The organism is Moraxella canis (assembly GCF_002014965.1).
GTDB lineage: Bacteria > Pseudomonadota > Gammaproteobacteria > Pseudomonadales > Moraxellaceae > Moraxella > Moraxella canis.
Genome location: NZ_MUXT01000003.1, coordinates 20,126 through 33,368 on the forward strand (window position 1 = coordinate 20,126; position 13,243 = coordinate 33,368).

Sequence of the window (13,243 nt, forward strand, 5' to 3'; positions counted from 1 at the left end):
AGAGCGTGCGCATCAGTCTAAAGTAGTAGGTAATGGCTGTGGCAGACTGTCGTCTGGCTTGCCTTCTAGCCAGTCAATATTCGCCATTTTACGCACCACAACAAACTCATCTCGGTTGCATCCCACTGTGCCATAATAGTTAAATCCATAACTTTGTTGTGCATAACCGCCAATCATGTGCGTCGGTTTTAAGATCGCGCGCGTCACAGAGTTATGAATACCGCCACGCGTACCTGAATTTTCAGAACCTGGGATATTGACTAGCTTTTCTTGAGCGTGATACATCATGGTCATTCCTTCTTTGACACGCTGTGAGACGACTGCTCGAGCGGTAATGGCGCCGTTATGGTTAAACACTTCAATCCAGTCATTATCCACAATACCTGCCTTCTTGGCATCAATTTCGCTCATCCACACAATTGGACCGCCACGACTTAGGGTAAGCATAAGCAGGTTTTCAGAATAGGTTGAATGGATACCCCATTTTTGATGCGGCGTTAAGAAGTTCAGCACAATCTCTTTATTGCCATTGGACTGATAGCGTGTTAATGCTTGTGTAGCACGCGTGTCAATCGGTGGGCGATACTGCTGCATCTGTTCACCAAACGCCTGCATCCAAGGATGGTCTTGATAAAATTGCTGACGACCCGTAATTGTACGCCACGGTATCAGCTCGTGCACATTGGTATAGCCTGCGTTGTAACTCACCTTATCAGACTCAAGACCTGACCATGTCGGACTTGAGATGATCTTTCTTGGCTGTGCAACGATATCACGGAAGCGTATTTTTTCATGCTCAGATGACTTAGCAAGATGTGTGTGATCTCGTCCTGTATTTTTTGACAAATCTGCCCATGCTTTGACTGCCACATGACCATTGGTTTCGGGAGCCAGCATCAAAATCGTCTCGGCTGCGTCAACTGCGGTATCAATGCGTGGGCGACCGTGGGCGATGGTGTTTTCGGTAACGGTGTAGTTTAATGCCGCCAAATTGCCAACTTCTTCTTTGGTATCCCATGTAATACCTTTTGAGCCATTGCCCAAGGTGTCCATGAGACCGCCTAGAGACGTAAATTTAGCATAAGTTGCTGGATAATCACGCTCCACTACCTTGATATGTGGACAGTTGATGCCTGGTACAGGGCGCTCGCCTGCGGTTTTCCAATCCGTACCGCCAAAGGGCTGAGCAAGTTCAGCAGGACTGTCGTGCTGCATTGGCAAGGTGACAATGTCGGTCTCGACACCCAAATGACCATGCGTTAGTTCGGAAAACTTTTTGGCGATGCCTTTATAAATTTCCCAATCAGTTTTGGATTCCCAAGCTGGATCGGTCGCCGCCGTCAAAGGGTGAATGAACGGATGCATATCCGAAGTATTCATATCGTCTTTTTCATACCAAGTGGCGGTTGGTAAGACGATGTCTGAATATAGGCAGGTGCTAGACATTCTAAAATCCAGAGTGGTCACCAGATCAAGCTTGCCTGTTGGTGCATTATCTACCCAATCCACTTCATTTGGACGGATACCACCATGCACCGTTTCTTCACCCAAAATACCATGTTTGGTACCCAGCAGGTAATGCAGCATATATTCATGCCCTTTGCCTGATGAGCCAAGCAAGTTTGAACGCCAAATAAACAAATTTCTAGGGAAATTAGCTGGATTATCAGGACTTTCTGCTGCAAAGCGTATTGAACCATTCTCAAGACCATTGACCACATAAGTTTCAGCATCACCAGAGGCTTTGGCAGCGCGCCCAATCGCCAAGGGATTTTGATTCAGTTGTGGCGCAGACGGTAGCCACCCTGCGCGCTCAGCACGGATATTGTAATCAAGCATATGTTCAGGGAACTGCGCTTTATTGGCATGAGGTGAAAGAATTTCATGCGCAGAGACTTTTTCATGACGCCATTGACTTGAGTGATTATAAAAAAAGCTTGTACCATTCATATGGCGCGGCGGTCTATGCCAATCTAGAGCAAATGCTAAAGGTGCCCAACCTGTTTGCGGACGCAATTTTTCTTGACCGACATAGTGCGCCCAGCCGCCACCAGACTGCCCAATACAGCCACACAAAATCAGCATATTGATGACACCACGATAATTCATATCCATGTGATACCAGTGGTTCATACCAGCGCCAATGATAATCATGGACTTGCCATGGGTTTTGTGAGCATTTTCTGCAAATTCGCGTGCGATCTGGATGACTTTTTCGCGGCTTACACCAGTGATAGCCTCTTGCCATGCTGGCGTGCCTGCCACAGTTGAATCATTATAATCATCGGTGACATGCTGACCGCCCATGCCGTTATCCACGCCCAGATTGGCAAGCATCAAATCAAATACGGTAACCACTTTGGCAGTCTCACCGTTAGCCAAAGTCAATGTACGACAAGGTAAGGTCTTGTATTGAATGTCATCGCCTTGAGCAGATGTAAAGTATGGATGTTCACCACCGCCAAAATAATCCAAGCCAACCAAAACGGTTTCGCCTGAATCTTTTTGAGATAACTGCAAAGTAACTTCGCTATTATTTTTACCCTCTTTGTTTTCAAGGTTCCAACGACCAGACTCACCCCAGCGATAGCCAATAGAACCAATCGGTGAAACAAGCTCACCATTTTGATCAAGCGCAACAGTCTTCCATTCAGGATTATTATCTTGACCTAAATGATCTATTAGATCAGAAGCTCGCAAGAATCGACCTGCATGAGCTGATTTACCCTCACCTTCAATCATAACAAGCATCGGCAAGTCGGTATATCGGCGCGCATAATTTAAGAAATAATCGCTTGGCTGCTTTAAATAAAATTCTTTAATAATTACATGGCAAAAGGCTTGGGCAAGAGCGGCATCGGTACCTTGTTTTGGATTGAGCCACAAATCGCACAGCTTGGCAATCTCGGCATAGTCAGGGGTGATGGCAACGGTTTTGGTGCCTTTATAGCGCACTTCCGTAAAAAAGTGAGCATCAGGAGTACGAGTTTGCGGTACGTTTGAGCCCCAAGCAATGATATAATCTGAATTATACCAATCGGCGGCTTCAGGTACATCAGTTTGCTCGCCCCATGTCATTGGAGAAGCGGGTGGCAAATCACAGTACCAATCATAAAACGATAAGCAAGCTCCACCAATTAAGGATAAATAGCGGCTGCCAGCAGCATAGCTCACCATACTCATGGCAGGGATGGGCGAAAAACCAATAATGCGGTCAGGTCCAAACGTCTTAGCAGTATAAACATTACTTGCAGCAATGATTTCAAAAACCTCATTCCAACTAGAGCGCACAAATCCGCCCAAACCACGCTTGGACTTATACTGCGCAGTCTTATTAGGATCGCTGACAATACTACCCCACGCTTCAACTGGATCTGTATATTTAGTACGCGCTTCTCGCCAAAGCTTTAGTAAAGGTTTACGCACTTTTGGGTATTTGAGACGATTGGCAGAGTACATATACCAACTATAACTGGCACCACGTGGACAGCCGCGCGGTTCGTGGTTAGGCAAATCTGGGCGAGTGCGCGGATAATCGGTTTGCTGGGTTTCCCAAGTCACCAAGCCATTTTTAACATAGATTTTCCATGAGCATGAGCCAGTACAGTTGACACCATGGGTTGAGCGGACAACTTTGTCATATTGCCAGCGATTACGATAAAAATTCTCCCAGTCACGGCTTTCATCACGGACTTCACCATGTCCGTCGGCATATTCACCCGTTTTTTTCTTAAAGAAACGAAATTGGTCGAGTAAGTGGCTCATTTTGCTTTCCTCGTTGTTGTAAAAAGAGCTTAGCTGGCTAGCGACAATCGAAACACCAAGCTAACATTAATTATAAAAATTTATTGGTTACCTAACTATTGCCTAAATGGCTATCATTAGATACTTCTTTGGGTGTAGTCGAATGACTGCTTTAATTTTATTAATGCGAATAGATAAATGCCGATGCCAGCTGTTGTGCATTACTAATACTCACGCCCAAATCCTCAATCAGCCCACTATTCATGTCATAAATCCAGCCATGTACCGAAAGTTGTCTGCCTTGATACCAAGCATTTTGCACTATGGTAGTATGGCAAACATTAGTGACCTGACGCTTAACATTGATTTGGCATAATAAATCAAGCTCCTCTTCATCAGTTAAGCCCTCAAAAGCCTCACGATATTGGTAACGCATTCCTTTCAACGGTCTCAGCCAATTATCTATCAAACCATATTCTTGTTGGCTAAGCGCCGCTTTAACGCCGCCGCAACCATAGTGACCACATACGATAATATGCTCAACCCTAAGTACATCTACCGCAAACTGTAACACTGATAACAAATTCATATCAGTTGAAACCACCATATTTGCGACATTGCGGTGCACAAAAAGCTCTCCTGGCATGACGCCTACCACTTCATTGGCGGGCACACGACTGTCAGAGCAGCCGATCCATAAATATTTGGGTGACTGCGCCTTTGAGAGTCTTGGAAAATAGTCAGGATCACGCGCTGTCAGTGACTGCGCCCAATATTGGTTGTTATTTAACAAATCACTTAATGTTACATGCATACACACCCCCAGAATTGATTTGGTTTTAGCATAAACCAGTTGTCAACACCTAGCTATGCTCTAAATGGTTAAGACACTACCCTAAAGTAGTAAGCTTGGCTGACTGCTTTCTACCTAAGTATACTATGGCTAATATCTGTAAATATTTACAATACCTCAATCTAATTTGCCCACTCTTTAGCCATGAAAAAACTGTATGATGAAAAAAAGATTGTTTATCTTCAGCGCTTAGGCTGCCATCCTATTTTTGCGACAACCAATAAGAAACTTTCAATTTCAGCAGCAACGATTCACTACTACCCCAAAGGCAGTTTGATTTATTTGCAATATGCTAAAGTGCGTTATTTATATTTTTTATTAGACGGTGCAATCCATTGCTATCGTCAGCAGCCCAATGGTCAAGAAAGCCTAATAAACAGATTTGATACAAATAAAACTCATATCCATCAGGTGCAGATGATCAATGAAAGCCTGCCTAATTTAAAAGTAGATGAGTGTGATGAAAAACAAGATGAGATGCTTGCGTATAATCAATATAACTCGTTTGGAAAAAATAGCTGCCATCAGTTAACCGCCAAAGCTTCACAAAATAGCTATGTTGCCATTTTACCCATTCATGAGATAAAGAAAACATTCAACAACTCGTCTTTAGCTACGATATTTACTTGGTATGCAGAGCAGATGTATGAGCAAATCTCGACACAGTTTTTATTGTATGATTTATTAAGTCTGAAAACTTCACAAGCGAAAGTAGCTTATTATCTGTTATGTCATGCTGATGACAACGGCAAAGTAGAGATACCCATGAGTCAAAAAAATCTAGCAGGCCTACTGAGTATCCGTGCTGAAACACTCAGCCGAACTTTGCGATTTTTGATAAATCAGCAAATTATCAGCGTAAATGGTGCACAATACACTATTTTAAAATCCGAACACCTAGAACAGATGGTGGAGCAATGACCACACAAACGCTATTTCATTTTTGATGAGATGATATTTTAAAAAATAGTGATTTAATCAGCAGATTACTTTTTTAATCAGCAGATTACTTTTTTGACAATCGTAATAACAATTCAAAGATTCGCCATGCTTATGAATATCCAAAACACCGCCAAACGCCCAACATCTCCCCATCCCATTTTAAATTTGGGTTTTCGCATATTTTTTGTGGGTTCGGCGGTGTTTGCTGCGATAAGTATGCTGCTTTGGCTGGTGATATTACAAGGCTTTGCTCCTTTTCAAGGAGTGGTTTCGCCCTTTTATTGGCATGGTCATGAGATGGTGTTTGGTTATGCTTTGGCAGTGATTGCAGGGTTTTTATTAACGGCAGTCAAAACATGGACAAATCAGCCCATGCCTTATGGCTGGCATTTGGGGGCGATATTTGGGGCGTGGGCAGTATCTCGCTTGATTTGGCTTGGGCTTCATGCCACACCTAGCATTGCCCTGTTTGTGGCGGCTTTTGTATTTGACATGATATTTTGGGGCATGACCACTTTTGCTGTCATCAAAGCGGTGTGGGCTGTTCGCCAAAAACGTCAAATTGGCATCATTGCCAAACTTGTTCTTTTGACTGTTGCCAGCGTTGCTTTTTATGTGGGCGTGCTGATAAATCATCACGGCACACAGCAAATCGCCTTATATTTTGCCTTATATTTGGTGATTGGCGTGGTGTTTACCATTGCACGGCGTGTTTTGCCATTTTTTATTACCAAAGGCATCAGCGTCAATCATGATGGCACACCAAATGGCATACAGCTTGAACAAAAAAACTCCAATCTACTGGACAAGCTCAATTTATTTGGCTTTTTTGGATTTATCATTTTTGATTTGTTCATCAAACAGCCTATGATGGCTGGCGTGTGTGCGTTAGTATGTTTGGTGGCTAATTTGGCACGCCTAAACAACTGGTATCACCACGCCATCTGGCAAAAGCCCCTGCTGTGGTCGCTCATCATCGCGTTTTTTGGCATGACAGTCAGTTTGGCGATGTTTGTGCTTTATCCGATTGCCACGCAGTTAAATTGGTTTGGCTCTGTTAATATCCACACGCTTGGACTACATGGTTTGGCGGTGTTTGGCATTGGGCTGATGACGATTGCGATGATGGCTCGGGTGTCGCTTGGGCATACTGGCAGAAATATCCATCAGCCCCCTGCCACTGTGTCATTAATGTTCATGTTGATGATTTTGTGTGGCATATTTCGTGTGGTCTTACCGCTATTTTTTAATGATAGTTATATGCCGCTCATGTTATTATCACAAGTATTGTGGATAGCGTCTTTTGTGATATTTTGTCTTTGTTATGTGGGCATCTTAGTAAAACCAAGAACCGATGGGCTGTTTGGATAATGCAAATAAATATTTAGATATCCATTTATAAAACCAACTTACAACCACAACACTTATCATGTGTCAAACATGAAAAGTAAGTACGCTATCAACGTTAAACCTAAGATTGTATTCGTTGATAAAAGATAAAAGCTTTCGAGTACATACCGTTGCATTTTCTAGCCATTTGATTTAGTAGCTTACAATCAAAATTTTCAACACCTTTGATATGATTGTTTTCTTTTTGCAAATTCTTTTGCTTGATTCATTTTTAAAATGCTTAAAATGAATAACTTCAACAAAAAAAAGCCCAAATCTTTCGATTTGAGCTTTTTAAAATTTGGAGCGGGAAACGAGATTCGAACTCGCGACCCCAACCTTGGCAATCTCGGGCGACTATTTTTCACCGAATAACCTTATTTTAACTTAAATAATCTCTTTATATATCAATATCTTATGATTATTATCAGTGTGGATGCTGATTGCACGCTTTGATGTCTTTTTATTTATTGGCACGAAAAAAAATAGGATAAATTTACCCCATCATTTTTCGTATTTTATCATAATTTTAAATTTTTTGCCCTTGTGCCTGCTGATGAAAGTTGCAGGTATTGATGGATTTGAATTATTTTAATTTTATATTTTCTATTTAATAATATTAAACTTTTTTATTCAAATCTTGTAAATTGTCAGTTTGGTTTGGGATTTAATATGCCAATTTTGCGGTGATTGATGGTGTTATTCACCGCATATTTTGCGGAGAATATGTGGTATATAACCGCAGATGAGGTGAAATTGAGTGGAGGTGGTTGATGTTTATATTCATAAATATTTAAATTAGATGGAAGCGACAAATTACGATAAAATAAGATAAAATACGATAAGTTGCGACATTTTATGGAAAATAACGATTAAATTACCCAAGCCACCTACTTTATCAGAACTAGAAGCGAGTGATATTTCATCTGTGCTTTTGAGATATTTGTCAGAACACCCACCAACAGATGCCAAGGGGCGTTATTTGTCACGGGAGCAGTTTCGCTATCGTCACCCAACTGACAGCAAACGGCGTTGGCTTGCTCAAAGACTCAACCGTCACGCCATTATGCAGTCGATGTCTATTGGTGGTTATCAATTCTCGTATTGCTTACCACAAAGCCTGCAAGCCAAGCTATATTACATTGAGCATCACTATCACCAATGGCAATGGTCTATTGATACCGATGAGCTACTCTTTGAAGAGCCGATTACCAGTGCTCAGCTTGAAGGTGCATCTACCACACGCAAGGTTGCCAAAGAGTTACTCGGCAGTCGCCGTGCATCTATGAATAAAAGCGAGGTGATGATTGTCAATAATTATCACTTGATGCAAGCAGTGAAACAATAAATAAATCAACCGCTTGACATCACTATGATTTTGCAATTGCATCAAATCGCCACAGAGGGTGCGATTGACAATGATGCGATTTCGGGTGAATTTCGCCAAGATGATGAGATTGTCATTGCTGATTATCATGGGCAAATTGTTCATCAGCCCCCTGCATGGCAGACGCTACCCGTATTGATGCAGGCGTATTGCGATTTTGCTAATGCCGATCATCAAGGGGATGACTTTATCCATCCGATTGTCAAAGCGATTATTCTGCATTTTCTACTCGGCTTTATTCATCCTTTTGGTGATGGTAATGGTAGAACTGCCCGAGCTTTGTTTTATTGGTCACTACAAAAATCAGGCTATACGCATTTTGATTATATCTCCATCAGTCGCTTATTGTACAAAGCACCCAAACAGTATGCGCAAAGCTATATTGATGTAGAAACTGATGAATTGGATATGACTTATTTTATTGCTTATCAGCTCACTATCATTGACCGCGCTATTAACGATTTACAGGCGTTGCTATCGATTGACCAAGCGCCACAATCTATGCCAAAATCCGTACCTGCAAATCCGGCTGTTGATTATAGTAGTCTTAGCATCCATCAGTATCAGCTACTCACAAATACGCCAGCTGACCAAGTGTTGACTGCCAAACAAGTGTCTAATGAGCTTGGCATCTCAGATAGTACCGCTCGTAAGCTACTCAATGAACTTGAGAGTATGGGATTGGCAACCACTGTGCGTAATGGTCGTGGTAAGGGGTATTTGTTGGTGAGGTAGGATTGATGTTGTCTTTAAGTGCTTTAATTAAAGGTATGTTTTGCATGGTTTGAGATTTTGGTGTACCGGTGCATCATCCACCCAAAATCTCTCTCAAAAATACCCTCAAACTCAAACACTGTATCCCTTCAAAAGTATTGCCGTCAAATTCGTCCATTGTCACCACATATTTCGGGTAGTTGTCTTGGATTTTCAGCAGGTTGCCAAATTCTCGCTCAAGCGTTTTTTCTTCATTAATGGTCAGTGCGGCCTGCACATAAATACGTTCGCCATTACTCTCTGCTACAAAGTCAATTTCTTGGCTATTTAAACCGCCGATTTTGACATCATAACCTGCAATTTGAAGATGATTGAATATGCAGTTTTCAAGCAATTTGCCACGATCTTGTACCCGATAGCCAATCAGGGCGTTTCGCAAACCTAAATCTTCAAAATAGTATTTTTCGCCAATCTCAAAAATGCGTTTACCTTCAATATCATAGCGTGGTACTTTGTGAATTAAAAAGGCGTTGGCAAGATATTCCACATAATTTTGTACCTGCATGCTTGATGTGGTAATTTTCTGCGATTTTAAAAAATCAGAGATTTTTTTGGCGGAAAACAGATTGCCAATATTGCTTGCTAAAAATTGCGTAAGTTGCTCTAAAAATTGCACATTTCGTAACGCATAGCGGTTCACAATATCCCGAATGGCAATGGTGGAATAGATATTCCTCAGATATTCAAACACGATGTTGTCTTGCAACGGCAAGTCTTTCAAATAAGGCAAACCGCCATATTTCAAAAACAGCGACATCGATTTATCGCTATCGTCCAGTTTCATAAATTCAAGAAATTCAAAATAAGATAGGGAATGGACATTAATTTCAATCGCTCGCCCACTCAGGCTGCCTGCAATATCCCGTGAAAGCAAATGAGCATTGCTACCCGTGCAATACAAATCCAATTCGTCATCTAATAAAAGCGAACGCAACGCTTGTTCAAAATCTGTAATTTCTTGAATTTCATCGATAAAAATGTAATTTTTTTGACCGCTCTTTTTCTGCTCTTGCACAAAATCATTCAGGTTCTCTGCGGTTGTAATGTGACTAAATGCCAAGTCTTCTTTGTTGATATAAATAATGTGGGCATTTTCATCCACTGTTTGAATCTCTTGCATAATCTGAAACAGCAAATAGCTTTTACCCACACGGCGTTGCCCAGTAAACACTTTAATCAAAGGTTTTCCGATAAACGGGCGTACCGTTTCAAGGTATTTTTGGCGATAAACTAAATCTTTTTTCACGGTAAAATCCTAAAACTATAATTGCTATTTTACCTTAATATAGAAAAAGTTTCAATTATACTTTAAACTTTTTCTATACATAAAAAAGTTTCAAGTATAAAATAATTATCCAATGGTAAATTGTATGGAATGATTTGGGGCAAATTGATGGATTGTTTCTTTAAATCTGCATCGCTACGCACATGATCTAGGGTATGCAATACGCTACTAGCAAATTTAGATAATTTACGTCAAATTGCGATGAAGTTGTCTAAGCCTCCCACTTTATTGGAGCTAGAAATGCGGGATATGGATTGGTAAAGTGAGGTTGATATCGCTTTTAAGCGTTTTGATCAAAGGGTGTTCACCTCCCCACCTCCTGCAAATACCCAAAACGATAAAACGGCTCACGGTAATCATGGTACAGCTTTCTTAAATTTACCGTATCTCGGCAAAACATAGCCGTGCGTATATTTATTCGATAGACATCTAGGCAGGTGCGTAATGAGCCGATGAAATCTTTGGTTTCAGGTGATTGGAGATTGGATGGTTGATATAAACACTCAACATTATCCAGTATTAACAAATATCGCTGATTACCTGAGATAATTTGCTCAAATACAACTCTGAGAGAATAACAGCTATCTGCTTGATTGGGGCAAACAGCTGCAATCATGTGGGTCAAAAAATGCTGATAAATAGATGCTTGCACATCAGCAAAGTCATAATAAATCACATGGATGTCAGTATCTTTAGACAGTCTTTCCAAGACTTGCTTATATTCATCCAATCGATACAAATACACATCATCACTGCTATAAAACACAGCAGTATCTAATATCCCTTCACAAAAGGCATCAAAGATACGTGTTGGTAGGTCTTTTATGGGTTTTTGGATTGTCATATATTTGATGGCTATCTCAATCATCTACAGATGCGTACGCTGTCATTTGTGCATAAATAAATTCAGGTACCATGCAAAATTTAGGCTCTCCATCTTTTATAATCGCAATCACATCTTTTTCGACAACTTCCATCCAGTAATCAAAATTCTCTTCTAACTCTGATAACTCGATGTAGTGTTTGGGTGCATAGTCTTGAAGTGTTAGCTTTTGGGTGCTTGCTTGTTCCATATGAGTTTCCTTTTTTATGTTGTGATGGTTCTAAGGTTATTTGAAATGGGCTGTTTTGGCAAGCTGTTGCTCATAGGTATTTTGCAAGTCCAGCCAAAATCTAGGGCTGTTGCCAAAATACTGTGCCAAACGCAAAGCGGTGTCTACATAAATACCACGCCGTTCACTGATAGATATCATTAAGATGGTCAGGTGCAACGCCCAAAGCCTTTGATAAAGAAGCTTCTGACAATGCCAAAGGTTTTAAATATTCTTCACGCAGTATCTCACCCACGTGAATCGGTCTCATGCTGTTGTTGGACATAGGCACTCCATGATGTTATCGCGTAGGTAGTAATTAGTAAGTATTTGCAGTCTGGGTAGTAATTGCCTGTCCCTTGGCGTATTTTACCATAATTAATTAACAATAATGATCTAATAGATAAAATTCATGCTGATGTATAACTGCGTGAGCAAACAGATGGAGATTGTTATCACCATGTGGAGTTTTTTTAAAGAATCTAAGACGTCCGATTTATTTTACAGTTTGTTTTACCCAATGAGTGGTTCATGCTGTCCAGAAGGTCATATTTATTCTTCGTTGCGACAAAGTAGTAAAAATGAAAGAAGACCAACTTCCCGAGAAATGCAGAAGGTTGGTTCTTGACCAAACTCTCATCTTAATCTTAACCTAGTGTCTAAGAATTGGGATTGGCTTGCCTAGCGGTTTTAATTGAAGCTTTACTTATTTACAATAAATTGCCTTTATAGTTGATATATTGTTGCTAATTCAGCGCGGCATTTTGATCTTTATATGAATCTTTATAAAATACAGGTGGAATATGCACGTATTTCTCAAATTCCTGTATTACTTCCCTAAAGATTTTGTCAGTATTATCTTCACTTACATATTCGTTAAATTCATTTTTTGTACTGTGAAAAACTTGACCATTGATAATACTTGTACCATCCAATGATGCAGGAAATAGTTTTATCATTGTGGCTCTACCACAATCGAGATATTTCCCTAAAATTTTGGCATCAGTTACACTTGGATCAACCAGTTTGTAATCTTCTTTATACATATTTGCAATATACTGAAAACTATTCTCTCCCTCAAGAATCTTAATATCACTTAAATACTTGAATAAAAAAAGTTCAACAAAAGTATATAATGAAATTTTTGCAGATGCGAATGTTAGATTAACTAGAATTTTATTGATTTTTTGAGCTAGTGAAGTTGGGTCTAAGTATTCTTTTTTTAGAATCTTGTCATTAAATTCACTTATTGATAGTGAAATATTATGGATAAGATTAGCAATTTCTTTATCATTTGTTCCAGGTTGAATCTGAACATTGATTCGATTGCCATTTTCATCAAGTATAAAATTTCCTGTTTGAGGGTTTACCCAAATAAACTCACCCCCATCACTAACAATATAAATTCTGCTGTGTAGAGCTTTAGCCACTTCGATATTTTGAGCAATAGCATTACGAATATCCATTTCTTTTTTAAATTTCTCTGGGATTTTTTGTTCAACATATATAATAATATTTTTATTGTTATCTAAAATTAGCACATCAGGCTTTTTATCTAACAGAGTTTTTTTAAGCGAAAAACGATTAATATATTTACCGCTCATTAGTGCTCTAACAGTCGTTTCACCCAAGCCGAAACATTCATACTTGTCAAGAATTTTTAAGTTTTTCGTGTACAATTCATTCTGGATTAATTGTTCAGATGGCATGACTCAACCCCTCAATTACTTGCAAGGTTGATGTGAAAAGAATTACACTTGTGCTGTGCTGTGCTGTGC

The 13,243-nt window shown here is 40.1% G+C and carries 11 protein-coding genes; 4 read left to right on the forward strand and 7 right to left on the reverse strand.

Annotated elements, in window-relative coordinates:
• Positions 1 to 12 precede the first annotated feature (12 nt).
• Together B0180_RS02305 and can are read right to left on the reverse strand one after the other, a co-directional pair.
• Positions 13 to 3,765 carry a nitrate reductase subunit alpha gene (locus tag B0180_RS02305; RefSeq protein ID WP_078255504.1) on the reverse strand — a complete coding sequence of 1,251 codons (3,753 nt, stop codon included), beginning with the start codon at positions 3,763 to 3,765 and terminating at the stop codon, positions 13 to 15.
• A 160-nt stretch (positions 3,766 to 3,925) separates the two neighbouring features.
• Positions 3,926 to 4,558: a carbonate dehydratase gene (can, locus tag B0180_RS02310; RefSeq protein WP_078255505.1), complete on the reverse strand. Its 633-nt coding sequence runs from the start codon at positions 4,556 to 4,558 to the stop codon at positions 3,926 to 3,928.
• Positions 4,559 to 4,741: 183 nt separating this feature from the next.
• Between can and B0180_RS02315 the strand changes: the two genes are divergently transcribed.
• The 4 genes from B0180_RS02315 to B0180_RS02330 all read left to right on the forward strand — a co-directional run bounded on the left by B0180_RS02315 (position 4,742) and on the right by B0180_RS02330 (position 9,050).
• Entirely contained in the window at positions 4,742 to 5,518 is a 777-nt protein-coding gene (locus tag B0180_RS02315; RefSeq protein ID WP_078255506.1) for a Crp/Fnr family transcriptional regulator, read from the forward strand.
• A 126-nt stretch (positions 5,519 to 5,644) separates the two neighbouring features.
• Complete coding sequence (locus B0180_RS02320; protein WP_078255507.1) at positions 5,645 to 6,910, forward strand: NnrS family protein; 1,266 nt, start codon at positions 5,645 to 5,647, stop codon at positions 6,908 to 6,910.
• A 961-nt stretch (positions 6,911 to 7,871) separates the two neighbouring features.
• Positions 7,872 to 8,276, forward strand: a complete 405-nt coding sequence (locus B0180_RS02325) for a hypothetical protein (RefSeq protein ID WP_143821256.1) — start codon at positions 7,872 to 7,874, stop codon at positions 8,274 to 8,276.
• Positions 8,277 to 8,294: 18 nt separating this feature from the next.
• Positions 8,295 to 9,050: a Fic family protein gene (locus B0180_RS02330; protein WP_267888871.1), complete on the forward strand. Its 756-nt coding sequence runs from the start codon at positions 8,295 to 8,297 to the stop codon at positions 9,048 to 9,050.
• Between the two features lie 73 nt (positions 9,051 to 9,123).
• On the opposite strand, the gene B0180_RS02335 is transcribed toward B0180_RS02330, so the two are convergent.
• The 5 genes from B0180_RS02335 to B0180_RS02355 all read right to left on the reverse strand — a co-directional run bounded on the left by B0180_RS02335 (position 9,124) and on the right by B0180_RS02355 (position 13,174).
• A complete protein-coding gene (locus B0180_RS02335; protein WP_078255510.1) occupies positions 9,124 to 10,335 on the reverse strand; it encodes an ATP-binding protein in 1,212 nt (403 codons plus the stop codon).
• Positions 10,336 to 10,678: 343 nt separating this feature from the next.
• Positions 10,679 to 11,218 (reverse strand): hypothetical protein, encoded by a 540-nt coding sequence (locus B0180_RS02340; protein ID WP_143821257.1) that lies wholly within the window; start codon positions 11,216 to 11,218, stop codon positions 10,679 to 10,681.
• A gap of 16 nt (positions 11,219 to 11,234) precedes the next feature.
• On the reverse strand, positions 11,235 to 11,447 hold the full coding sequence (locus B0180_RS02345; protein WP_078255512.1) for a hypothetical protein: 213 nt from the start codon (positions 11,445 to 11,447) through the stop codon (positions 11,235 to 11,237).
• Positions 11,448 to 11,610: 163 nt separating this feature from the next.
• Complete coding sequence (locus B0180_RS10225) at positions 11,611 to 11,751, reverse strand: helix-turn-helix transcriptional regulator (protein WP_233424898.1); 141 nt, start codon at positions 11,749 to 11,751, stop codon at positions 11,611 to 11,613.
• A gap of 460 nt (positions 11,752 to 12,211) precedes the next feature.
• On the reverse strand, positions 12,212 to 13,174 hold the full coding sequence (locus B0180_RS02355; protein WP_078255513.1) for a hypothetical protein: 963 nt from the start codon (positions 13,172 to 13,174) through the stop codon (positions 12,212 to 12,214).
• Between the last annotated feature and the right edge of the window lie 69 nt (positions 13,175 to 13,243).

What these genes read in the sequence shown, in the direction of transcription:
- B0180_RS02305 (WP_078255504.1), bottom strand. Translation starts at nt 3,765, where the DNA reads ATGAGCCACTTACTCGACCAATTTCGTTTCTTTAAGAAAAAAACGGGT.
- can (WP_078255505.1), bottom strand. Translation starts at nt 4,558, where the DNA reads ATGCATGTAACATTAAGTGATTTGTTAAATAACAACCAATATTGGGCG.
- B0180_RS02315 (WP_078255506.1), top strand. Translation starts at nt 4,742, where the DNA reads ATGAAAAAACTGTATGATGAAAAAAAGATTGTTTATCTTCAGCGCTTA.
- B0180_RS02320 (WP_078255507.1), top strand. Translation starts at nt 5,645, where the DNA reads ATGCTTATGAATATCCAAAACACCGCCAAACGCCCAACATCTCCCCAT.
- B0180_RS02340 (WP_143821257.1), bottom strand. Translation starts at nt 11,218, where the DNA reads ATGACAATCCAAAAACCCATAAAAGACCTACCAACACGTATCTTTGAT.
- B0180_RS02345 (WP_078255512.1), bottom strand. Translation starts at nt 11,447, where the DNA reads ATGGAACAAGCAAGCACCCAAAAGCTAACACTTCAAGACTATGCACCC.
- B0180_RS10225 (WP_233424898.1), bottom strand. Translation starts at nt 11,751, where the DNA reads ATGTCCAACAACAGCATGAGACCGATTCACGTGGGTGAGATACTGCGT.
- B0180_RS02355 (WP_078255513.1), bottom strand. Translation starts at nt 13,174, where the DNA reads ATGCCATCTGAACAATTAATCCAGAATGAATTGTACACGAAAAACTTA.